Consider the following 20517-nt stretch of genomic DNA (forward strand, 5'->3'; position numbering starts at 1 on the left):
GCCGATCAGGCCCCTGCCCGCTCCATGCCGAGCCGCGCGATGCGGCGAAGCTCGTCGATCGGGGTCAGGCCACCGCTGCGCTCATAATGCCAGAAGGTCCAGCCGTTGCAGGCGTCCAGCCCCTGCACTTCGGCACCGATCTTGTGGATCGAGCCGGCGCTGTCGCCGATCGCCACCGTGCCGTCGGCGCGCACCTTGGCCGCCCAGCGCTTCTTGGCATCGTAGAGCGTCGCGCCCGGCATCATCAGGCCGGTGTCGATCAGGCTGACAAAGGCGACGCGCGGCTCGGCGCGCTTGCCCGTGAGAACGGTCAAGTCGGCCTCTTCCAGCGGCCGCACCGCGTCGATGCGCTCGTTGGCGGCGTCGATATAGGCCTGCTCGCGTTCGATGCCGACGAAATGGCGGCCGAGACGCTTGGCCACCGCGCCCGTGGTGCCTGAGCCGAAGAAGGGATCGAGCACGATGTCGCCCGGTTTGGTCGAGGCCATCATGATGCGGGCAAGCAGCGCTTCCGGTTTCTGCGTCGGATGCAGCTTGTCGCCATTGTCGTTCTTCAGCCGCTCGCCGCCGGTGCAGATCGGAAACAGCCAGTCGGAGCGCATCTGGATGTCGTCGTTGGACGCCTTCATCGCTTCGTAGTTGAAGGTATAGCCCTTGCCCTTCTGATCGCGCGTAGCCCAGATCATCGTCTCATGCGCGTTCTGGAAGCGGCGGCCACGGAAATTTGGCATCGGGTTGGTCTTGCGCCAGACGACGTCGTTAAGGATCCAGAAGCCGAGATCCTGCATCTTGGCGCCGACCCGGAAGATGTTGTGATAGGAGCCGATGACCCAGATGGTGCCGTTGGGCTTCAGCACCCGGCGCGCCGCCAGCAGCCAGGCACGCGTGAAAGCGTCATAGGCCTCGAAACTCTCGAACTGGTCCCAGTCGTCGTCGACGGCGTCGACCTTGGACTGATCGGGGCGGTGCAGGTCGCCGTCGAGCTGCAGATTGTAGGGCGGATCGGCGAAGATGACGTCGATCGATTTTTCGGGCAACCGGTCGAGCGCGGCGACGCAGTCGCCCTTGAGGATCGTGTCCAGCCATTCGGATTGCTGGGGAGCGTGGGATAGCTCGTCGAGAAGACGCACGGCAGACATTCTGACACCCAAGGCACGCGTTACTGTTTACTCTCCGTTATGGTTACCGATCAGCGTAAATATTCCGTGAAGGCCAAGGGACGGGTGTGGCGAATTTGCGAAGGCGGCCCTGTTGGTGTATGCCGCGCCGCCTGAGCCTTCCGAGGCCACTTCGCCCTCCTATTGTCCGGATCACCATGCCCCAGCCAGACCTTGTCATCTTCGATTGCGACGGCGTGCTCGTCGATTCCGAGATCATCGCCGCCCGCGTCGACGCCGAGCTTTTGACCTTGGCAGGATACGAGATATCGGCTGAGGAGATTTCGGAGAGCTATGCCGGCCTGACCTTCAAGGACATCATGCTGCGGGTCGAGGAAAAGTCCCGCATCCCCTTCCAGGCCTCTCTGATCGACAGGGAGGAACAATTGGTCGACCGCAAACTGCGCAGCGACGTCCGCGCCATCGATGGCGTGCGCGAGGCCGTTGCCGCGGTAAGCGTGCCGCGCTGCGTCTGCTCGAATTCACGCTCCGAGCGGATCGAATTCATGCTGGAAAAGGTGCATCTTCTGCCGTTTTTCACCGACCGGATTTTTTCGGCGATGGAAACACCGACCGGGAAAACGAAACCGGCGCCGGACGTGTTCCTGTTCGCGGCGGAGAAACTCAGCGCCAACCCGGCGAACACTTTCGTTATCGAGGATTCCGTGCACGGCGTTCACGGCGCAAGGACGGCGGGCATGCGGGTGATCGGCTTCACCGGAGCCGCCCACAGCTATCCCGGCCATGCCGACGCGCTCACCGAGGCCGGCGCCGAAACGGTGATCCGCCGCTGGGCAGAGTTGAAAAGCGTGATCGCGGCGCTGTCGGAGTGGTCGGACGCCTGAGGGCGATTGAATTTCGCCCTCGTGGCGGGACTTTTCTCGCCCGGTCGGTCTACCGTTCTCGTGCTTCAGAGTGGTAGGAGGCGATACTGCAATTTTGGGAGCTGGTTTTCATTTCAAAACCCTGATGGCTATGCGATGATTGCGTCATGACGATTGAGCTTGAAATCACGCCAGAGTTACAGGCCCGCATCGATGCTATCGCGGCGCGGTCCAGCCTGTCCGCGTCGGAAGTCGTTGCGGACGCGCTTGAGAACGGCCACTCCCTTGAGTGGCAGGAGCGGTTTTTAGACAAGGTGAACGCAGGAATTGAAGCGGCCGACCGTGGTGAATTTGCCAGCCGTGCCGATATCGAGCGGGTGTTGAACAAGTACCGCCCCACCTGATGCAGGTTTCATGGACGAGCGCCGCTCTCGACGACCTCGACCAGATTCAGGATTTTATCGCGCAGGACAGTCCCGTTGCGGCGTATCGGCTAACAGCCGATCTGATTGGTCGCACCGACGAACTCTTGGCGTCAAATCCCATGGTCGGACGCAAGGGACGAGCGGGCGGAACCCGCGAGCTTGTGATAGCGCGGACATCCTATATCGTTGTTTATCGGGTGCGCGGCAGTGACGTTGAAATCATCGCCGTTGTCCATGGGGCCAGAGAATGGCCGGAGAGCCTCACATAGCCCGCCCATGTCTTGTGTTCGCCGCTTAGTTCGTCGCGGCGGCTCTCTTCCTCTGCTTCTTCTTCGGCTTGTCGGCCGTTGCCTGATGCGCGGTTTCGTCATAGCCGGCAAAGGCCTGATAGTCCTGCGCCGTCGGCTCGGGCACGACAATATTGGAATCGGTGAAGACGAACTGCGTGGCGACCGAAGGATCGGTGACCTGGACCTGATACTGGTGGATCTGCGAATAGAGGACCTCGGTGCCATGCATCACAGCCGTGCGGATGGGCATGGTGATGGTGCCTGGAGAAAACTTCGGTCCGGGGACAATCTTGCCGGCGACCGCGATCTTCATCGTCAGCTGGCCGTTGGCACGGCTGCAGTCGCGTGTCACGTCGCTGACCGATGCCTGGTAGATGATGTTGGCCGATTCGTCGGGCGGAGTTGCAGCAGCGGCGTCAGCCTCGGCCTGGGCCGCGGCATCCTGCGCGGCGTCGCCGGTCTTCTTGATCCTGGGCTTGGGCTTCTGAGCTTCCTTGGAATAGGTGTTGAAGAAAGCCGTGCCGTCCCGCACCGTCACCCTGGGACAATAGGCCTGCAACTGGCTGGCCAGTATCTTGGGATCCTGGGGCGGCGGTGGCGCCGTCGGGTCCTCCTTCTTGCCTATGCCGAGGTTCAGGATGCCATTGTCGCCCGATTGGCAGCCGGCGGCGGCAAGCATAAAGCCGGTGAGCGCAAGACCCGCCAAAAAGCGACCACTGAATGTACGAAACGCCATGAAACTGCACTTCCCTCTCGCAAAGCTGGTGACGTATATCAACCGCGCGGCAAAAATGCGACTGAGCCAGCGCAGAAATTAACCACCTTGCGGTGGATGGAAAAGCCAAGCAGTAACGGAATTGTGACATGCATTATGTGAGTACCCGCGGGGAAGCCCCCGTTCTTGGATTTTCCGACGCCGTGCTGGCCGGGCTGGCGCGCGACGGCGGGCTCTACGTGCCGCGCGAGTGGCCACAGTTTTCCGCCGCCGAGATCCGCGCCATGCGCGGCCTTGCCTATCCCGAACTTGCCATCCGCGTGCTGTCGCCGTTCCTTGGCGACGAGATCCCGGCCTCCGTTTTCGAGCGGCTGGTGCGCGAAGCCTATGCCACCTTCCGCCACGAGGCCGTCTGCCCGCTGGTGCAGACCGGCCCCAACACCTTCATCCTGGAACTCTTCCACGGGCCGACGCTCGCCTTCAAGGACGTGGCGATGCAGCTTCTGGCCCGGCTGATGGACCATGTGCTTGCCGAACGCGACCAGCACGCCACCATCGTCGGCGCCACCTCGGGCGATACCGGCGGGGCGGCCATCGATGCCTTTGCCGGTCGCAGCCGGACCGACATCTTCATCCTTTTCCCGCACGGCCGCGTCTCGCCGGTGCAGCAGCGGCAGATGACGACGTCGACGGCTGCAAACGTCCATGCGCTGGCGATCGAAGGCAATTTCGACGATTGCCAGGGCCTGCTCAAGGACATGTTCAACGATCACGGATTTCGCGACCGGGTGGCGCTTTCGGGCGTCAACTCGATCAACTGGGCCCGGATCATGGCCCAGATCGTCTATTATTTCTCCTCGGCGCTGTCGCTTGGCGCGCCGGACAGGCCGGTCTCCTTCACCGTGCCGACCGGCAATTTCGGCGATATCTTCGCCGGCTACGCGGCCAAGAAGATGGGCTTGCCGATCGAGCGGCTGGTCATCGCCACCAACGACAATGACATCCTGGCGCGGACCTTCGCGACAGGGGAATATCGCACCAAGGGTGTCTTTGCGACCACGTCGCCGTCGATGGATATCCAGGTGTCGTCCAATTTCGAACGCCTGCTGTTCGAGGCCTCCGGCCGTGACGCGGCGACCGTGCGGCGCTACATGGACGGTCTGAAGCAGTCCGGCGCTTTCACCATCGAACCCCAGCAAATCGCCGGGATGCGGTCGGAATTCGACGCCGGCCGGGCTGATATGGACGAGGTCGCCGCCACCATCCGCTCGACGCTCGCGGCCAGCAACTATCTGCTCGATCCGCACACCGCGGCAGCTGTGCATGTCGCTGCGGGCAAGGCGTCAGGCGCCGTGCCGATGGTGGTGCTGGGTACCGCACACCCGGCAAAATTCCCGGCCGCCGTCGAAGCCGCCAGCGGCGTGTCGCCCGCACTGCCCGCATGGCTAGGTGGGTTGATGACATCGGAGGAAAAATACACGGTACTTCCCTCCGACCTGAAAATGGTGGAAGATTATGTCGGCCGCCGCGCGCGGGCGGCGCGTTAAGGAGTACTAGCCATATGGGTGTTGAGGTAAGCCGTCTGTCGAACGGCCTGACAGTCGCCACCGAAACCCTTCAAAGCATCGAATCGGTTGCCCTTGGTGCCTGGGTCAAGTCGGGTGCCCGCAATGAACGTGAGGACGAGCATGGCATGGCCCATCTGCTCGAGCACATGGCGTTCAAGGGCACGAAAAGGCGGAGCGCCTTCGAAATCGCCTCGGAGATCGAAGACGTCGGCGGCGAAATCAACGCCGCCACCAGCGTCGAAACCACTTCCTACTATGCCAGGGTGCTCTCCGACGACGTGCCGCTGGCCGTCGACATTCTTGCCGACATCCTGCAAGAGTCCGAATTCGACCCGCAGGAACTCGAACGCGAACAGCATGTGATCCTGCAGGAGATCGGCGCCGCGCACGACACCCCCGACGACATCGTCTTCGACCGTTTCACGGAAACCGCCTATCGCCATCAGACCATCGGCCGCTCCATTCTCGGCACACCCGAAACGGTCAAATCCTTCACCTCCAAGCAACTCCACGACTTCATCGAGCGGCAATATGGCGCCGAGCGCATGGTGATTGTCGCCGCCGGCGACATCAAGCATGACAATTTCGTGCGCGAGGTCGAAAAGCAACTCGGCGGCTTCCGCAGCAAGGCCGACAGCACCATCCCGCAATATGCGCAATATGTCGGCGGCGACTTCCGTGAGGACCGCGACCTGATGGACGCGCAGATCGTGCTGGGGTTCGAAGGCCGGGCCTATCATGTGCGCGACTTCTATGCCTCGCAGGTGCTGTCGATGATCCTCGGCGGTGGCATGTCGTCGCGCCTGTTCCAGGAGGTCCGCGAGAAGCGCGGCCTGTGTTATTCGGTCTATGCTTTCCATTGGGGCTTTTCCGACACCGGCGTCTTCGGCGTCCATGCCGCGACCGGCCAGAGCGACATCGCCGAACTGGTGCCTGTCATCATCGACGAGCTGCAGAAGGCCGGCGAGAAAATCCTGCAGGAAGAACTCGACCGGGCGCGCGCCCAATATCGCGCCGGACTGATCATGTCAGCCGAAAGCCCGGCCAGCCGCGCTTCGCAGATCGCACGGCAGCTGCTTCTGTTCGGCCGGCCGATCGCCAAGGAGGAACTGATGGAACGGCTGTCGGCGCTGACGGTCGAGCGGCTGACCGATCTATCGTCGCGTTTGTTCTCGACCAAGCCGACGCTTACCGCTGTCGGGCCTGTGGGCACACTGGCGCCATACGAGGCGATCCTCGAATCGCTCGCAGGCACGCAGACCACGGCCCGTAAGCTCGCCGTCTAAGCCCCTCGAAGCGTCGTGTTCGCGCTCCCTTTCTTCCGCCGCGACCTGCCGGCGCTGAAAGGCGACCGCGTCACGCTGCGCGTGCCGTTCACCAACGACTTCCGCGAGTGGGCGGCGGTGCGTGGCGATAGCCGCGCCTTCCTCGAACCCTGGGAGCCACGCTGGACTCCCGATGAACTCGACCGCAACGCATGGCGGCTGCGCATCAGCCGCTACCGCGAGGATTATGCGCAAGGAACCGCTATCGCCTTCTTCATCTTCGAGAGGAGCAGTGGCAAGCTGGCCGGCGGCATCACGCTCGGCAACATACGCCATGGCGTCTCGCAGAGCGGCCATGTCGGCTACTGGATCGGCGAGCGCTTCGGCGGCCGCGGCCTGATGACCGACGCGGTCAAGGTGGTGGCCCGCTTCGCCTTCGATACGCTGAGGTTGCACCGGATCGAAGCGGCCTGTATTCCCGACAATATCCGGTCGATCCGCGTGCTTGAAAAAGCCGGATTTCGGCGCGAAGGACTGCTGCGATCCTATCTCAGGATCAACGGCATCTGGCAGGACCACTACCTCTACGCCCGGATCGCGGACGATCCGCCGGGCGTTGGAACGAAGGACTGATTTTTGACGAATTTCCTGCGCAACGGGTCGCTGTTCGCCTTTGTCCTCGCGACACTCCTGACGCTGTGCGCGGCATCGTCGGCCTTTGCCGTCGAACCGATCAAGATTGCCCGCGACGACGTCGCGCTCGACCTTTCCGGCGCCGTCGAGATCTACCGCAACCAGGGCGAGAATTTCCAGGTGTCGACCGCGCCGGGTCCGGACGGTATCGTGCGGCGCATCGAGGTCGAGGCCAATGATGCCCGTTCCACCGGCGACTGGGCTGTTTTCGCGCTCGCCAACACCACCGACCAGCAACTCGACCGGCTGATCGTCGCACCGCATTTCCGCCTGGTGAATTCCGGCATCTTCTGGCCGGATCTCGGCTCGACCCGCATCGCCGCCATCACGCCCAGCGAAGGCTTCGCGCTCGATCGCCAGACCAGCCCCGACGCCGACGTTTTCCGGGTGACGCTGAACCCCGGCACGGTGATTACCTTCATCGCCGAACTGGCCTCGCCGAAGCTGCCGCAGGTCTACCTCTGGGATCCGGAATCCTACAAGGACTCGGTCAATTCCTACACGCTGTTTCGCGGCATCGTCATCGGCATTGCAGGCCTGCTGGCGCTGTTCCTGACCATCCTTTTCGTGGTCAAGGGAACCTCGATGTTCCCGGCAACCGCGGCACTTGCCTGGGCGGTGCTGGCCTATATCTGCGTCGATTTCGGCTTCCTCAACAAGATCATCGAGATATCGCCCGGCAACGAGCAGATGTGGCGAGCGGGAACGGAGGTGGCGCTGGCGGGAACCTTCGTGGTGTTCCTGTTCGCCTATCTCAACCTCAACCGATGGCACGGCCATTTCAGTTATGGCGCGCTGGTCTGGATCCTCGGACTGGTGCTGATCGCCGGCGTCGCCATCGTCGATCCGGCGGTCGCCGCCGGCATTGCCAGGCTGTCCTTCGCCGCCACCGCACTGACCGGGCTTGGCCTGATCATCTTCCTCGGCATACGCGGCTACGACCGTGCCATCATGCTGGTGCCCAGTTGGGTCATGGTGCTGTTGTGGCTATGCGGATCGTGGATGGCGATCACCGGCATGCTCGACAACGACATTGCCCAGCCGGCCCTGGGCGGCGGGCTGATCCTGATCATCCTTCTGATCGGCTTCACCGTCATGCAGCATGCTTTTGCCGGCGGCGCGCTGCATCAGGGCCTGTTCTCCGACCTCGAGCGGCAGGCGCTGGCGGTCGCCGGTTCGGGCGACACGGTATGGGATTGGGACGTGCTGCGCGACCGCGTCGTCACCAAGCCCGATGTCAGCATCCAGCTCGGACTGGCGCCGAACAGCCTTGGCGGCGCGGCCCGCAACTGGCTCCCGGTGCTGCATGCCGACGACCGCGACACGTTCCGCACCACGCTCGACGTCGTGCTCGAACACCGGCGCGGCCGGGTATCGCAGAATTTTCGCCTGCGCGGCGCCGACGGCCACTATCACTGGTTTTCGCTGCGCGCGCGCCCGGTCATCGGATCCGACGGCGAGGTTATCCGCTGCGTCGGTACCATGGTCGACGTGACCGAGCAGAAAAAGTCCGAGGAAAGGCTGCTGCACGACGCCGTTCACGACAATCTGACCGGTCTGCCGAACCGCGAACTTTTGATGAATCGGCTGGAAGCGATCATCTCGATCGCGCGCACCGAAGAAAAGGTGCGGCCAACCGTCTTCGTCATCGACATCGACCGTTTCAAGCAGGTCAATGACGGCCTCGGCATCTCGGCCGGCGACACCATCCTCTTGACCATCGCGCGTCGCCTGCACCGGCTGCTCAAGCCGAAGGATTCGCTGTCGCGCTTTGCCGGCGATCAGTTCGCGCTGATGCTATTGTCCGAACAGGACCCGGCCCGCATCGCCGCCGTGGCGGATGCCATCAAGCATGCCATCAACAACCCGATCACCTTTGCCAAGCGCGAGATCGTGCTGACCGCGTCGATCGGACTGATCACCTGGAATTCGCCGCAGATGTCGGCCGAGGACATGGTCAAGGATGCCGAGCTTGCCATGCACCAGGCCAAGCGCTTCGGCGGCGACAGGATCGAGCCGTTCCGTCCGGCCTTCCGCACTGTCGGCACCGACAGGCTGCAGTTCGAATCCGACCTGCGCCGCGCCATCGAGCGGCGGGAATTCACGCTTGCCTACCAGCCGATCGTGCGGCTTGAGGACGGCAGTGTCGCCGGCTTCGAGGCGCTGCTGCGCTGGGACCACCCGCGCCGCGGCATGATCCCGCCGGCGGATTTCATCCCGGTCGCCGAAAGCTGCGGGCTTATCGTGCAGCTCGGCCTGTTTGCCATGCAGCAGGCGGCGGAAGATCTCGCCAGCTGGCAAAAACAGATCGGTGACGCGCCGCTGTCGGTCTCGGTCAATTTGTCCAGCCGCCAGCTGATCCGCCGTGACCTGGTCAGCGACGTCCGCTCGGTCATCGCTCGGGCCAATCTGAAGCCGCGCTGCTTCCGGCTGGAGCTCACCGAATCGCTTGTGATGGACAATCCCGAGCAGACCGCCCATGTGCTGACCAAGCTGAAGCAGCTCGGCATCGGCCTGTCGCTGGATGATTTCGGCACCGGCTATTCCTCATTGGCCTATCTGACGCGTTTCCCCTTCGACACCATCAAGATCGACAAGAGCTTCGTCGACGACAACACGCCCAAGCGCGCGGTGCTGCTGAAATCGATGGTCAACATGGCGCATGAACTCGGCCTGTCCGTCGTCGCCGAGGGCATTTCGGACGAGAGCGACGCGCTGGAACTGCGCCAGATGGGCTGCGAATATGTCCAGAGCTTCATGTTCGGCGCACCAATGCCGGGCGACCAGGTGCTGAAGACGCTGAAGGAACAGTATCCGCTGACGCAAGCGTGATGGGATTCAGGCGCGCGTCGCCCAGGCGCGGACCTCTGCGATTGGCCGAGACGCCTATCGCTTCGTCATCCTAGGGCGAAGCAAGGAGCGCAGCGACGCGGCGCAGACCCTAGGATCCATGCCGTGAGGTTAAAGCGTTGAAAACGGTTCAGATTTCTTCGCCGCTGCATCCTTCGACATAGGTCACGGAATGGATCCCAGGGTCTCCGCGACGGAGCTTCGCTCCTGCTTCGCCCTAGGATGACGAAGGTGTAGGCGGCTTCGGCTAGCCGCGAATGTTGCGCATGACTGTTCGCGATTACGCGTGTCCGGCCGCCAAGCTGAGATGCGCAAGGTCGATACCGATCGAGGCGAGGATCCGGTCGTATTTGCGCTCGATGTCGGTGTCGAACAGAAGCTCGGCATTGGCCGGACAGGTCAGCCAGCCATTTTCGGCGATCTCGGTCTCCAATTGGCCGGCGCCCCAGCCGGAATAGCCGAGCGCCATCAGCGCATGACGAGGCCCGCGGCCGGACGATATTGCGCGCAATATGTCGACGGTCGCCGTCAGGCAGATGTCGTCGGAAACGGTCAGCGACGATTCCACCCGATAGTCTCCCGAATGCAGGACGAAGCCCCGGCTGCGGTCCACGGGGCCGCCATTGCGCACGACGAAATCGCGGGCCTGAGCCGGCAAGCGGATCGCCTCCTGCTCGTTCATGATGCCCAGTTGCACGAGCAGGTCCGGAAACAGCATCTGCTGCGTCTGGTTGATGATCAGGCCCATGGCGCCTTCATCGGAGTGTGCGCAGACATAGATGACCGAGCGCGTGAAACGGTCGTCCTTCATGCCGGGCATGGCAATCAGGAACTGATCGTCGAGAAAGCCGCGACTGGCGACCGTCTTCTTGTGGCGCAACAAGTCCATGAAGGGAGCGTAACGCGTTTCCAAAGCGCCGAAAAGATGCGCCGTGCTGGATTCGACCAAAGCCTGTTGCGGCGGCTCGAACATTCTTCTCCCTCGAAGTCACGCAAATATGATACCGGCAAGGCCATGAAATCATTGCGCGGCCACGAACGGACGATCAAATCACCGCCATGCGAAGCTTGAAAATCCTGCTGCTCGGAGCCGCCATCGGATCGGCAACCGCTCTTCCCGCCGCCGCCTCTTCGTCGGCGTGGTACAACAGTGAAGGCGGCAAGGTTCGGCTGGTTACATCAGGCAAAGCCGACGATGCCGGCCGTATCCAAGGCGTTCTCGATATTGCGCTCAAGCCTGGCTGGAAGACATATTGGCGCGATCCGGGCGACGCGGGCGTGCCGCCGCAACTCGACATTTCAGCCAGCACCAACATCGCCGACGCCACTCTGTCGTTTCCGGCGCCGCAGCGCCATGACGACGGCTATGGCAAATGGGCAGGCTACAACTATCCGGTTTCTCTGCCGGTGACATTCACGCTGGCGACGCCGAACCAGCCGGCGGTGATCGATGCCGACATCTTTCTCGGCATCTGCGAAACGATCTGCATTCCGGTGCAGACGCGGCTGACCGTCGACCCCGCCTCCGATCCGGACAATGTCGAGGACGCGGCGCTGGTGAAGGCGAGTTTTACGGCGCTGCCGACGCCCGCGAGGTTCGATTTCGGCATCAATGTGCTGCCGGGCGACCACGAGACGCTGATTGTCGAGGCGAGCTTTCCCGGCGATCCGGCGGCGGCGGATTTCTTCGTTGCCGGCGAGCGGGACTACATGTTCGGCACCCCGGCCCGCAGCGAAAAGGACGGCAAGCTGATTTTCACCGTGCCGATCCTCGATCGCCCCTCGACGACGCCGACCGATGGCGGGCTTCACTATACGCTGACGAGTGCGGCGGGCGCGGTCGCAGGGATTCTGCCTTTCCCTTGATCCAGCCTGTCCCAACGATTGCAGGAAGCCGTTGAGTTCGCTACGCAAAGACACGTCCTTCCCATTTTCCCAAGCGAGGAATCCATGACCATTTCCGTTGGCGACAAGCTGCCTGACGTGACCTTCAAGACGATGACCGCCGATGGCGCCAAGCCGATCACCGGGGCCGAGATTTTCTCGGGCAAGAAGGTCGTGCTGTTTGGGGTTCCCGGCGCCTTCACACCTACCTGCAGCAACAACCATTTGCCGGGCTATCTCGAGAACCACGATGCCATCCTGGCGCGCGGCGTCGACACCATCGCCGTCGTTTCGGTCAATGACGTCCATGTCATGGGTGCCTGGGCGCACTTCACCGGCGGAGAGGGCAAGATCCTGTTCCTCGCCGACGGCAGTGGCGATTTCGCCAAGGCGGTGGGCCTCGATTACATCAGCAACGATATGGGCCTGCGCTCGAGGCGCTTCTCAATGATCATCGACGACGGCAAGGTCACCGCGCTCAATGTCGAGACCAAGCCCGGTGTCGACGAGTCCGGTGCGGCTCATATTCTGGGGCAGCTCTGAACTTCAGCGACAACGTCGGGCTGGACCGCAACGGTTGCCGCCGCCCGACGATCGCCCTTGTATTCCAGGGATTGCCTTTGGGGGGACCTCGATGTTTGACATGTTCTGGCGTGCTATCGCGATCGGCATCGGCGCTACGGTGGCGATGGATCTCTGGGCCATCTTCCTGCACAAGGCGTTCGGGCAGCCACGGCCGAACTGGGGGCCGGTCGGTCGCTGGGTCTGGCATCTCCGCGACAAGGTCTTTCACGATGATATCGGCGGTGCAGCGCCCTACGCGCATGAAACGGCGCTGGGCTGGGCCTTTCACTATTTTGTCGGCATCGTCTACGGCATCATCCTGGTGGTGTTGGCCGGAGCGGGCTGGCTTGCCGCGCCGACATTCCTGCCGGCCTTCATCCTCGGCATCGTCACCGTCGGCGCCGGCTGGTTCCTACTGGCACCCGGCATGGGCGCCGGTTGGGCCGCCTCGACGCGGCCCAACCCGATGCTGATCCGTGCGCTGAACCTGGTGTCGCATACGGTGTTCGCGCTCGGGCTTTGGGGTACAGCGCTGCTGATCCGATAAACAGCTCGCTAGAATAAACGGTTCAGATCCCGCCGGCCGTCCACCACACGGACGATTTCAACCCACTCAACAGGGCCATCATCCGTGTCCGGAATCGTTTCGTAGAGCAGTACAAACGGCGCCTCCACCAGCATCCGTACGGAAGACCTGATATCGGGTGCCTAACACCCATGCGCGGATGGTCTGCCAGCTGCAAGGCCCGCGCTTCTAGTTGATCATAATAGCGATCGGCCGCTCGTATGTTTTCGCTGCCTATCATCACGTAGACGTCGATGAGGTCCGCCTTGGCCGCGGGTGACCAGACCAGCCTAACGGTCATTCCGCGAGGCTTCCGCCAGCCTTCGCCGAGCTTCCTTTCGCAACGCGTCGAAATCCACAGGCTCCGGCCTCCCACTTGCCTTGCCTTCATCCCACAGGTGCCTTAGCCGGCGGATATCGTCGTGCCGAAGTTCACGCTTGGCCAGCCAATCCCGCACCGCTTCACGCACAATCTCGCTTGCGGTGGCATACTCGCCCGCCTCGACAGCCTCACGCATCACAGCTGCTTGTTGCGGGGTCACAGCCACGCTCATTTTTTCTACGTTTGCCACGCCCGTTTCCTTATCGCATTTTGCTCTATGGTAGGAAATATTACTCCCTCCGTATTCTGGAGCAACTGCGACGCCACCAAAGGCCTTACGTCCGCTGGACGCTGGTCAAGGCAGCCTGTCGTCGGCCGTCAACCGTTGATAACGCGATGCGCGCCTAGCCGCGCCGCTCCGGAAATTCAATAGCTCTGGGTCGAGCGCCGCACTTTCGCGATTGCCGGTTGTTTGGCCGGCGCAGCAGGCTTTGGCGCGGCTGCAGGCTTGAACGGACCTTTCTTGAACGGTGCCATGCCTTCACGCGCAAGCTCGTCGGCGCGCTCGTTCTCGACATGACCGTCATGGCCCTTGACCCAGTTCCAGGTGACCTTGTGGCGCTTGTTGGCCTCGTCGAGCGCCTGCCAGAGTTCACCGTTCTTCACAGGCTTCTTGTCGGCGGTCTTCCAGCCGTTCTTCTTCCAGCCGTGGATCCACTTGGAAATACCGTCCATGACATACTTGCTGTCGGTGTGAAGGTCGACCGTGCACGGTTCCTTCAGCGCGTTCAGCGCCGAAATGGCGGCCAACAGTTCCATGCGGTTGTTGGTCGTCTCGGCTTCGCCGCCGGAAAGCTCCTTGGTGGTGCCGTTGAAGCGCAGGATCGCGCCCCAGCCGCCGGGGCCGGGATTGCCCGAACAGGCGCCGTCGGTGAAGATCTCAACCTGTTTGCTCATGATACTCATATCAGGCCAATCCATATTCCGAAGACGATTTGATCGCCCGGTGGAACCGCATCCTTCTGATGTATTCGGTCGGATCGCGTTTCATCACCAGCCCGCCATCGGGAACGGTCAACCAGTCGTACAGCCGGGTCAGCATGAAGCGCAACGCCGAACCGCGCGCCAGCATCGGCAGCGCAGCCTTTTCCTGGTCGCTCAGGGGCCGGAGGCTCTGGTAGCCGGCGAGCAGCGCCTTGCCCTTGGTGAGATTGAAGGAAAAATCCTTCTCGAAGCACCAGGCGTTGAGACAGGTGGCGACATCGTAGGCGTAGAGGTCGTCGCAGGCGAAATAGAAATCGATCAGGCCGGACAGTTTTTCGCCGAGGAAGAAAACGTTGTCGGGGAAAAGATCGGCATGGATGATGCCTTGCGGCAGGTCTTTGGGCCAGTTGCGCTCGAAATCGGCAAAGTCGGCATCGACCTCGGCGGCCAGACCCGGCTCGACCTCGTCTGCGCGATCGCGCGCTGCATCCCAGAGCTTGCGCCAGCCGTCGATGGCCAGGGCATTCGGACGCGTCATCGAAAAATCGGCGCCGGCCAGATGCAATTGCGCCAGCGCCTTGCCGACCTCGGCGCAATGCGTTGCTGTGGGCCGCCGCAACGAAAGCCCTTCCAGGAAGGTGATGATGACCGCCGGCCGGCCGGCGAGCGTGCCGATGACGCTGCCGTCATGCGCGGTCACCGGCAGCGGGCAGGACACGCCCTTGTTGGCGAGATGGCCCATTAGCCCTAGGAAAAACGGCAAATCCGCCTTCTCGACGCGCTTCTCGTAGAGCGTCAGGATGTAGGAGCCGCTGGAGGTGTGCAGCAGAAAGTTCGAGTTCTCGGTACCTTCGGCGATGCCCTTGTAGGACAGGAGATCGCCGACCGGATAGTTTTTCAGGAATGCGCCGAGTTCGCCTTCCGCAACGTCGGTGTAGACCGCCATGTGGCTTACGCGGCTCCATTGACGAAGGCCATGTCGGCCCGCGTCAGTTCGACATCGCGCAATACCCGCATGACCGGAAAATCCTCCGTTTCCGTGGCCGTGATGGCCAGATCGATCGTGACATCGAAGCGCTGCCGGAACGCGTCGATGATCTCGTCGACAATGATTTCGGGCGCCGACGCGCCGGCCGACAGGCCGAGCGTCGAGATGTTGCCGATGTCATTCCACGGAATCTCGGCGGCGCGCTGCACGAGAAGCGACATGGTGGCGCCTGCACGCTCCGCGACTTCGACAAGTCGTCGCGAATTGGAGGAATTCGGCGCGCCGACGATCAGATAGAGATCGGCGCCCGGCGCGGTGTCCTTGACGGCTTCCTGGCGGTTGGTGGTGGCATAGCAGATCGATTCCGCCGCCGGTGCCTGCAGCGCCGGAAAGCGATCCTGCAAGGCGCGGATGATGCCGGCGGTGTCCTCGACCGACAATGTGGTCTGGGTAACGAAGCCGAGCGCCTGCGGATCGGCGGGCGAGAGCTTTGCGGCATCGGCTTCGGTTTCGATCAGCGTCACCGCTCCGTCCGGCAGCTGGCCCATGGTGCCGATCACCTCGGGATGTCCGGCGTGACCAATCAACAGCACATGACGGCCGAGCCGCTGATGGCGCATCGCTTGCTTGTGGACCTTCGACACCAGCGGGCAGGTGGCATCGAGATAGAAGAGATTGCGCGCCTTCGCATCCGCCGGCACCGATTTCGGCACGCCATGCGCCGAGAACACGACGGGCGACTGCCGATGTTCGGCCGGTATCTCGGAGAGTTCCTCGATGAAGACGGCGCCAAGGCTTTGCAGCCCCTCGACGACGTAGCGGTTGTGCACGATCTCATGGCGGACATAGACCGGCGCGCCATATTTCTTCAGCGCCAGCACGACGATCTGGATGGCACGGTCGACACCGGCGCAGAAACCGCGCGGCTGGCAGAGCCGGATCGTCAGAGGTGGTTTGGTGGTTGTCTGAAGCATTAAATCCGGGCCGGTTGATCAAAGCCGAAATGAGGTGCGCACCCCTGCCCTGTCAAGGGCATCAGCCGCGTTCATTCGTCTTTCGCGGGACGGCGAAGCCGCAGGATGAGCACGGCTGCGAGCGCCGCGGCAAGCCCGTACCAAGTCATTGCATATTGCAGATGGCTGTTCGGGAGGTCGATGATGGTGACGCCGCCAACCGGCAAGCCGCCCGGGTTTGGCGTCTTGTCTGCGTCGATGAAGATCGGCACCAGCGCGGCGCCCGCCGGCAGACCGGCGCTCGCAGCCATCACGTCGCGGTCCTTCCAGTAGAAGATGTTCTTCGCCACGTCGTTGTCGGGCAGCATCATCGACGGCTTCGCCGGCAGCGGGTTGCGGGCCAGCCCGGTCACGGTCACTCTGCCAGTCACCTGTCCCTTGGCGCGCTTGGCGGCGTCCTTCAGATCGTAAGGCACGAAGCCGCGATTGATCAGGACGAAGCGGCCGTCGTCGAGCGCCAGCGGCGTGTAGACATTGAAGCCGGCGTCACCTTCCCAGGTTGCGTAGAAATGGCGTTCGCCTTGATGCAGGAACGTGCCGGTGACGGTAACCGGCGTATAGTCGACATCCCCGGTGGCGGCGAACTCTTTCTCGACCGCAACCAACGGCAAGGGCGCCGAATGGGTACGCTGGTCGATGGTCTGCAGAAGGCCTTCCTTCCAATACAGGCGCTGCACTTGCCAGGTGCCGAGCACCAGCAGGATCAGGAACAGCATAAGGCCAAGGCCGAGCAGCAATGCCGATCGCGGTCGCGAACGACCGTCAGTTTTAACGGAAGCCTCGCTCATTCGCCGCGATCCAGCCGGCCCTCGGCCGCTTTGTTGCGGTATTGCAGCGTCAGCAGCACGCCCTTGATCAGCCGCAGCGTCGTCAAGCACAGCACGATAGCCAACGGAATCCAGACCAGCAGATGCAGCCAGAGCGGCGGGCTGAGCGTGACTTCTACCCAGAGCGCCAGGCCGACGATGATAAAGCCGATGATCAGGATCACGAACACCGCCGGCCCGTCGCCGGCATCAGCGTAGGAATAATCGAGGCCGCAATTGACGCATCGCTTGCCGACGGTGAGGAAGCCGGAGAACAACCGCCCCTCGCCGCAACGCGGGCAGCGGCCATGCAGGCCGGCCGAGATCGGATCGATCGGCGGCCAGATCGCCCTGTCTTCACTCATGGGAGCGTCGTCGCTCATTGCCTACCGCTCGATCTCGATCGGTGTGCCATCGGCCACCATCGCCCAGATTTCGTCCATATCGGAGTCCGTAACCGCAATGCAGCCGTCGGTCCAGTCGACCAATTGAAGCAGCCAGCCCCACCAGCCATAACCGTTTGGCTGGCCGTGGATCATGATCATGCCGCCCGCGTCGACATTGCGCGCCTTGGCGGCCGCCAGATCGTCGGTGTTGGGGTACGAAATATGGATCGATCTGTGCGCGATGCTGTTCGGGTTGCGCCAGTCGAGGACATAGTTCCCCTCGGGCGTGCGTTGATCGCCCTCCTGGTGCTTATGCCCGACAGGATCGCCGCCGAGTGCGATGCCGTAGCTGCGCAGGATCTTGCCGTCGCCGATCAGTTCCAGCCGGCGTTCGGCTTTGTGGACACGCACCAAATCCACCTTCTCGCCGGCAAAGGCCGGGAGTGCCGCGATCATCAATGCGCAAATGGCCCGGAAAATTGTCAGCCGCATTGGCTATCGATCAGCGATCATTGCGCCAAAAAGAAGAAGGCGGCCACGTTGCCGCGGCCGCCTTCTCGAAACGGAAATTCCTCAGGCCAGGATCAGTGGCCCTCGATCACCGCGCCGACCGATCCCCAGACGTAGATCGAGGCGAACAGGAAAAGCCAGACCACGTCGACGAAGTGCCAGTACCAGGCGGCCGCCTCGAAGCCGAAATGCTGCTTGGGGGTGAAATCACCCTTCATCGCCCGGATCAGGCAGACCAACAGGAAGATGGTGCCGATGATGACGTGGAAACCGTGGAAGCCGGTCGCCATGAAAAAGGTGGCGCCATAGATGGAATCCTTGAAGGCGAACGGAGCATGCATGTACTCGTAGGCCTGCACCATGGTGAACAGCATGCCGAGGCCAACAGTCAGCACCAGGCCATTGATCAGGCCTTTGCGATCGCCATGGATGAGCGAATGGTGCGCCCAGGTCACCGTGGTGCCGGACAGCAGCAGGATGACGGTGTTGTAGAGCGGCAAATGGAAAGGATCGAGAACTTCCATGCCCTTCGGCGGCCAGACACCGCCGGTAAACGCGGTGCGGGCATATTGCTGGGCTTCGCTCGGAAACAGGCTGGCATCGAAATAGGCCCAGAACCAGGCAACGAAGAACATCACCTCAGAGGCGATGAACATGATCATGCCGTAGCGCAGATGCAGCGACACGACACGCGTGTGATGGCCCTCATGCGCTTCCTTAATGGTGTCCGACCACCAGGCGAACATGGTGTAGAGGATGATCACGAGGCCGATGAAGAACAGCCATGGATTGGCGATGTTGAAGCCGAAGATCGGGAACGAGCCGCCCTTCAGGTACTCCATCAGGCAGACGCCGCCAAAGGCGGTGACAAGTGCGCCTACCGATCCCAGGAAAGGCCACGGGCTCGGGTCGACGAGATGATAGTCATGCTGTGGTTTTGCGTGCGCGTCTGCCATATCAACCCCCGAGATTTGCTTCGGTATTCGAAATTGTCTTGCTGTTGCCCTCGGCCGGCTCCGAGGAGGCGACCGGCTTGGTCTTCTCGACCGGGAACATCGTGTAGGACAGAGTGATCGTCTTCACGTCCTTGAGCTCCGGCACATTGACGATGTCGGGGTCCACGTAGAACAGCACCGGCATGTCCAGCGTCTCCCCGGGCTTCAGCGTCGTGTCGGTGAAGCAGAAGCACTCGACCTTGTTGAAATAGGGACCTGCCAGTTCAGGCTGCACGTTGAAGGTAGCGCGGCCGGTCACGGGACGATCGAACTTGTTGGTCGCCTGATAGTGCGCCTGCACGGTCTCGCCGATCTTCATCGTCATCGAGCGCTGGACCGGCTGGAACTCCCACGGCACGCCAGCGATGTTGGCATCGAAGCGGACAGTGATCTCGCGGTCGAGCACGCGGCCGGCATACTGCTTCTCGGCACGTTGCGTCGTGCCGCCATAGCCGGTGGCCTGGCAAAACATTTTGTAAAGCGGCACCGCGGCATAGGCCATGCCGATCATGCCGGTGAAAAAGGCGAGGCAGACAGCCGCGACGATGACGTTGCCGTTCTTGCCAGCCGTTTTTTTTGAGGTCTCGACGCTCATCACATCGTGCCCAGATTGTGGCCGAACTTCACGATCGTCGCGATGTAGAAAATGACCACCAGCAGCGCCAGCGCCACACCGATGGCGATAGAACGGCTGCGCTGCGCCTTCTTCTGACGCTCGGTCAACGTGACGGTCTCGAGCTTTTCCTCGATCATGGTCATGCTCCACCCATGGCAAGCGCGCGTTCGACAACGCTGTCGGCCAGATAGGCAGCGAAGATGGCGAAGAGGTAAAGCAGCGAATAGGCGAACAGGGCCTTGGCCGGTTTCATGACGCCGTCATCGTCGGCCATGCCAAGCACTTTCCACGCGTACCAGACAAAACCGACTCCCAGAAGCAGGGCGGCCACGCCATAGAACGGCGTGGTGTAGCCAAGCAGCCACGGCAGCACGCCGACCGGGGCCAGCACCAGCGCATAGGCGAAGATCTGGCGGCGGGTCGAAGCGTGGCCGGCGACGTTGGGCATCATCGGAATGCCGGCCTTGGCATAGTCCTCGGACTTGAACAGCGCCAGCGCCCAGAAATGCGGCGGCGTCCACAGGAAGATGATCAGGAACAGGACAATGCTTTCGAGGCTGACTGTCCCGGTCACCGCGGCCCAGCCGATCACAGGCGGAATGGCGCCGGCGGCGCCGCCGATGACGATGTTCTGCGGCGTCCAGCGCTTCAGCCACATCGTGTAGACGACGGCGTAGAAAAAGATGGTGAAGGCAAGCAGCGTCGCCGCCAGCCAGTTGACCAGTACGCCGAGCGTCATCACCGACAGCACCGACAGCACCAGCCCGAAGGTCAGCGCTTCGTGCGGCTGGATGCGACCGGCCGGGACCGGGCGGGTGGCGGTCCTGGTCATCACGGCATCGATGTCGGCATCGTACCACATGTTGAGCGCGCCGGAGGCACCAGCACCTATTGCAATAGCCAGGATGGCGATCACCGCCAGCAGAGGGTTGATGGTCACGGGTGCGGCGACAAGGCCGACAAAGGCGGTGAACACCACCAGCGACATGACGCGCGGCTTCAGCAGCGCGAAGAAATCGCCCGCCGTCGCTTCCGACATGCGAAAGCCCGCTTCGTCAATCAATGGGTCGTCGACAAGGGCCATGCGTACTTAAGTC

Annotated in this window: 24 protein-coding genes and 1 pseudogene; 10 read left to right on the forward strand and 15 right to left on the reverse strand. The window is 62.4% G+C overall.

The annotated features are described in order from the left end of the window. Positions 1–5: 5 nt before the first annotated feature. Positions 6–1139 carry a site-specific DNA-methyltransferase gene (locus tag NKJ11_RS02260; RefSeq protein WP_023808585.1) on the reverse strand — a complete coding sequence of 378 codons (1134 nt, stop codon included), beginning with the start codon at positions 1137–1139 and terminating at the stop codon, positions 6–8. 176 nt (positions 1140–1315) lie between these two features. Here NKJ11_RS02260 and NKJ11_RS02265 point away from each other — a divergent pair, with 176 nt between their 5' ends. The 3 genes from NKJ11_RS02265 (at position 1316) to NKJ11_RS02275 (ending at position 2675) form a co-directional block, all read left to right on the forward strand. Further along, positions 1316–2002 (forward strand): HAD family hydrolase, encoded by a 687-nt coding sequence (locus tag NKJ11_RS02265; protein ID WP_023808586.1) that lies wholly within the window; start codon positions 1316–1318, stop codon positions 2000–2002. A 146-nt stretch (positions 2003–2148) separates the two neighbouring features. Next, on the forward strand, positions 2149–2385 hold the full coding sequence (locus tag NKJ11_RS02270) for a transcriptional regulator (RefSeq protein WP_023808587.1): 237 nt from the start codon (positions 2149–2151) through the stop codon (positions 2383–2385). Beyond that, a complete protein-coding gene (locus tag NKJ11_RS02275) occupies positions 2385–2675 on the forward strand; it encodes a type II toxin-antitoxin system RelE/ParE family toxin (RefSeq protein ID WP_023808588.1) in 291 nt (96 codons plus the stop codon). The genes NKJ11_RS02270 and NKJ11_RS02275 overlap by 1 nt, the downstream gene beginning before the upstream one ends. Positions 2676–2700: 25 nt before the next feature. Here the strand turns inward: NKJ11_RS02275 and NKJ11_RS02280 are convergent, their stop codons facing one another. Next, the gene (locus tag NKJ11_RS02280; RefSeq protein WP_023808589.1) at positions 2701–3432 is read right to left on the reverse strand and encodes a hypothetical protein; all 732 of its coding nucleotides are present in this window, start codon (positions 3430–3432) and stop codon (positions 2701–2703) included. Between the two features lie 128 nt (positions 3433–3560). On the opposite strand from NKJ11_RS02280, the gene thrC reads away from it, so the two are divergent. The 4 genes from thrC to NKJ11_RS02300 are packed head-to-tail and all read left to right on the forward strand — an operon-like array spanning position 3561 to position 9769. Further along, positions 3561–4958 carry a threonine synthase gene (thrC, locus tag NKJ11_RS02285; protein WP_023808590.1) on the forward strand — a complete coding sequence of 466 codons (1398 nt, stop codon included), beginning with the start codon at positions 3561–3563 and terminating at the stop codon, positions 4956–4958. A gap of 14 nt (positions 4959–4972) precedes the next feature. Then, on the forward strand, positions 4973–6265 hold the full coding sequence (locus tag NKJ11_RS02290) for a M16 family metallopeptidase (protein WP_127290840.1): 1293 nt from the start codon (positions 4973–4975) through the stop codon (positions 6263–6265). Between the two features lie 15 nt (positions 6266–6280). After that, positions 6281–6877 (forward strand): GNAT family N-acetyltransferase, encoded by a 597-nt coding sequence (locus tag NKJ11_RS02295; protein ID WP_352442778.1) that lies wholly within the window; start codon positions 6281–6283, stop codon positions 6875–6877. 3 nt (positions 6878–6880) lie between these two features. Then, positions 6881–9769 (forward strand): EAL domain-containing protein, encoded by a 2889-nt coding sequence (locus tag NKJ11_RS02300; protein ID WP_128302499.1) that lies wholly within the window; start codon positions 6881–6883, stop codon positions 9767–9769. 298 nt (positions 9770–10067) lie between these two features. Here the strand turns inward: NKJ11_RS02300 and NKJ11_RS02305 are convergent, their stop codons facing one another. Beyond that, on the reverse strand, positions 10068–10676 hold the full coding sequence (locus NKJ11_RS02305; RefSeq protein ID WP_023808594.1) for a YqgE/AlgH family protein: 609 nt from the start codon (positions 10674–10676) through the stop codon (positions 10068–10070). 170 nt (positions 10677–10846) lie between these two features. Between NKJ11_RS02305 and NKJ11_RS02310 the strand changes: the two genes are divergently transcribed. The 3 genes from NKJ11_RS02310 (at position 10847) to NKJ11_RS02320 (ending at position 12782) form a co-directional block, all read left to right on the forward strand. Then, complete coding sequence (locus NKJ11_RS02310) at positions 10847–11653, forward strand: protein-disulfide reductase DsbD domain-containing protein (RefSeq protein ID WP_352792639.1); 807 nt, start codon at positions 10847–10849, stop codon at positions 11651–11653. 84 nt (positions 11654–11737) lie between these two features. After that, a complete protein-coding gene (locus tag NKJ11_RS02315) occupies positions 11738–12214 on the forward strand; it encodes a peroxiredoxin (protein WP_023808596.1) in 477 nt (158 codons plus the stop codon). 91 nt (positions 12215–12305) lie between these two features. Next, positions 12306–12782 (forward strand): DUF2938 domain-containing protein, encoded by a 477-nt coding sequence (locus tag NKJ11_RS02320; protein WP_352792641.1) that lies wholly within the window; start codon positions 12306–12308, stop codon positions 12780–12782. 8 nt (positions 12783–12790) lie between these two features. On the opposite strand, the pseudogene NKJ11_RS02325 reads toward NKJ11_RS02320, so the two are convergent. From NKJ11_RS02325 to NKJ11_RS02380, 12 genes and pseudogenes are all read right to left on the reverse strand, one after another. Next, positions 12791–13101 (reverse strand): annotated as a pseudogene (locus NKJ11_RS02325) (type II toxin-antitoxin system RelE/ParE family toxin). Further along, the gene (locus NKJ11_RS02330) at positions 13091–13372 is read right to left on the reverse strand and encodes a ribbon-helix-helix domain-containing protein (protein ID WP_127290846.1); all 282 of its coding nucleotides are present in this window, start codon (positions 13370–13372) and stop codon (positions 13091–13093) included. The pseudogene NKJ11_RS02325 and the gene NKJ11_RS02330 overlap by 11 nt, the downstream one beginning before the upstream one ends. Before the next feature lie 176 nt (positions 13373–13548). After that, a complete protein-coding gene (gene rnhA, locus NKJ11_RS02335; RefSeq protein WP_023808602.1) occupies positions 13549–14079 on the reverse strand; it encodes a ribonuclease HI in 531 nt (176 codons plus the stop codon). A 10-nt stretch (positions 14080–14089) separates the two neighbouring features. Further along, positions 14090–15052: a homoserine kinase gene (locus NKJ11_RS02340; protein WP_352628644.1), complete on the reverse strand. Its 963-nt coding sequence runs from the start codon at positions 15050–15052 to the stop codon at positions 14090–14092. Between the two features lie 5 nt (positions 15053–15057). Further along, positions 15058–16068 (reverse strand): 4-hydroxy-3-methylbut-2-enyl diphosphate reductase, encoded by a 1011-nt coding sequence (gene ispH / locus NKJ11_RS02345; RefSeq protein ID WP_023808604.1) that lies wholly within the window; start codon positions 16066–16068, stop codon positions 15058–15060. 71 nt (positions 16069–16139) lie between these two features. Further along, positions 16140–16895 carry an SURF1 family protein gene (locus NKJ11_RS02350; RefSeq protein WP_023808605.1) on the reverse strand — a complete coding sequence of 252 codons (756 nt, stop codon included), beginning with the start codon at positions 16893–16895 and terminating at the stop codon, positions 16140–16142. Continuing rightward, complete coding sequence (locus NKJ11_RS02355; protein WP_352609452.1) at positions 16892–17278, reverse strand: DUF983 domain-containing protein; 387 nt, start codon at positions 17276–17278, stop codon at positions 16892–16894. The genes NKJ11_RS02350 and NKJ11_RS02355 overlap by 4 nt, the downstream gene beginning before the upstream one ends. A 21-nt stretch (positions 17279–17299) precedes the next feature. Then, positions 17300–17791 carry a L,D-transpeptidase family protein gene (locus tag NKJ11_RS02360; protein WP_352609450.1) on the reverse strand — a complete coding sequence of 164 codons (492 nt, stop codon included), beginning with the start codon at positions 17789–17791 and terminating at the stop codon, positions 17300–17302. A 92-nt stretch (positions 17792–17883) separates the two neighbouring features. Continuing rightward, a complete protein-coding gene (locus NKJ11_RS02365; protein WP_023808608.1) occupies positions 17884–18765 on the reverse strand; it encodes a cytochrome c oxidase subunit 3 in 882 nt (293 codons plus the stop codon). Between the two features lies 1 nt (position 18766). After that, entirely contained in the window at positions 18767–19399 is a 633-nt protein-coding gene (locus NKJ11_RS02370; RefSeq protein ID WP_023808609.1) for a cytochrome c oxidase assembly protein, read from the reverse strand. After that, entirely contained in the window at positions 19399–19563 is a 165-nt protein-coding gene (locus NKJ11_RS02375; RefSeq protein WP_024503613.1) for a cytochrome c oxidase system small membrane protein, read from the reverse strand. Before NKJ11_RS02375 ends, NKJ11_RS02370 begins: the two co-directional genes overlap by 1 nt. Beyond that, positions 19560–20504, reverse strand: a complete 945-nt coding sequence (locus NKJ11_RS02380; RefSeq protein WP_023808610.1) for a heme o synthase — start codon at positions 20502–20504, stop codon at positions 19560–19562. Before NKJ11_RS02380 ends, NKJ11_RS02375 begins: the two co-directional genes overlap by 4 nt. Positions 20505–20517: the final 13 nt, after the last annotated feature.

The organism is Mesorhizobium sp. M0243, from assembly GCF_040321775.1.
Classification (GTDB): Bacteria; Pseudomonadota; Alphaproteobacteria; order Rhizobiales; family Rhizobiaceae; genus Mesorhizobium.

Coding starts and splice junctions, on each gene's coding strand:
- NKJ11_RS02260 (WP_023808585.1), bottom strand. CDS start 1,139: ATGTCTGCCGTGCGTCTTCTCGACGAGCTATCCCACGCTCCCCAGCAA.
- NKJ11_RS02265 (WP_023808586.1), top strand. CDS start 1,316: ATGCCCCAGCCAGACCTTGTCATCTTCGATTGCGACGGCGTGCTCGTC.
- NKJ11_RS02270 (WP_023808587.1), top strand. CDS start 2,149: ATGACGATTGAGCTTGAAATCACGCCAGAGTTACAGGCCCGCATCGAT.
- NKJ11_RS02275 (WP_023808588.1), top strand. CDS start 2,385: ATGCAGGTTTCATGGACGAGCGCCGCTCTCGACGACCTCGACCAGATT.
- NKJ11_RS02280 (WP_023808589.1), bottom strand. CDS start 3,432: ATGGCGTTTCGTACATTCAGTGGTCGCTTTTTGGCGGGTCTTGCGCTC.
- thrC (WP_023808590.1), top strand. CDS start 3,561: ATGCATTATGTGAGTACCCGCGGGGAAGCCCCCGTTCTTGGATTTTCC.
- NKJ11_RS02290 (WP_127290840.1), top strand. CDS start 4,973: ATGGGTGTTGAGGTAAGCCGTCTGTCGAACGGCCTGACAGTCGCCACC.
- NKJ11_RS02305 (WP_023808594.1), bottom strand. CDS start 10,676: ATGGACTTGTTGCGCCACAAGAAGACGGTCGCCAGTCGCGGCTTTCTC.
- NKJ11_RS02310 (WP_352792639.1), top strand. CDS start 10,847: ATGCGAAGCTTGAAAATCCTGCTGCTCGGAGCCGCCATCGGATCGGCA.
- NKJ11_RS02315 (WP_023808596.1), top strand. CDS start 11,738: ATGACCATTTCCGTTGGCGACAAGCTGCCTGACGTGACCTTCAAGACG.
- NKJ11_RS02320 (WP_352792641.1), top strand. CDS start 12,306: ATGTTTGACATGTTCTGGCGTGCTATCGCGATCGGCATCGGCGCTACG.
- rnhA (WP_023808602.1), bottom strand. CDS start 14,079: ATGAGCAAACAGGTTGAGATCTTCACCGACGGCGCCTGTTCGGGCAAT.
- NKJ11_RS02340 (WP_352628644.1), bottom strand. CDS start 15,052: ATGGCGGTCTACACCGACGTTGCGGAAGGCGAACTCGGCGCATTCCTG.
- ispH (WP_023808604.1), bottom strand. CDS start 16,068: ATGCTTCAGACAACCACCAAACCACCTCTGACGATCCGGCTCTGCCAG.
- NKJ11_RS02350 (WP_023808605.1), bottom strand. CDS start 16,895: ATGAGCGAGGCTTCCGTTAAAACTGACGGTCGTTCGCGACCGCGATCG.
- NKJ11_RS02355 (WP_352609452.1), bottom strand. CDS start 17,278: ATGAGTGAAGACAGGGCGATCTGGCCGCCGATCGATCCGATCTCGGCC.
- NKJ11_RS02360 (WP_352609450.1), bottom strand. CDS start 17,791: ATGCGGCTGACAATTTTCCGGGCCATTTGCGCATTGATGATCGCGGCA.
- NKJ11_RS02365 (WP_023808608.1), bottom strand. CDS start 18,765: ATGGCAGACGCGCACGCAAAACCACAGCATGACTATCATCTCGTCGAC.
- NKJ11_RS02370 (WP_023808609.1), bottom strand. CDS start 19,399: ATGAGCGTCGAGACCTCAAAAAAAACGGCTGGCAAGAACGGCAACGTC.
- NKJ11_RS02375 (WP_024503613.1), bottom strand. CDS start 19,563: ATGACCATGATCGAGGAAAAGCTCGAGACCGTCACGTTGACCGAGCGT.
- NKJ11_RS02380 (WP_023808610.1), bottom strand. CDS start 20,504: ATGGCCCTTGTCGACGACCCATTGATTGACGAAGCGGGCTTTCGCATG.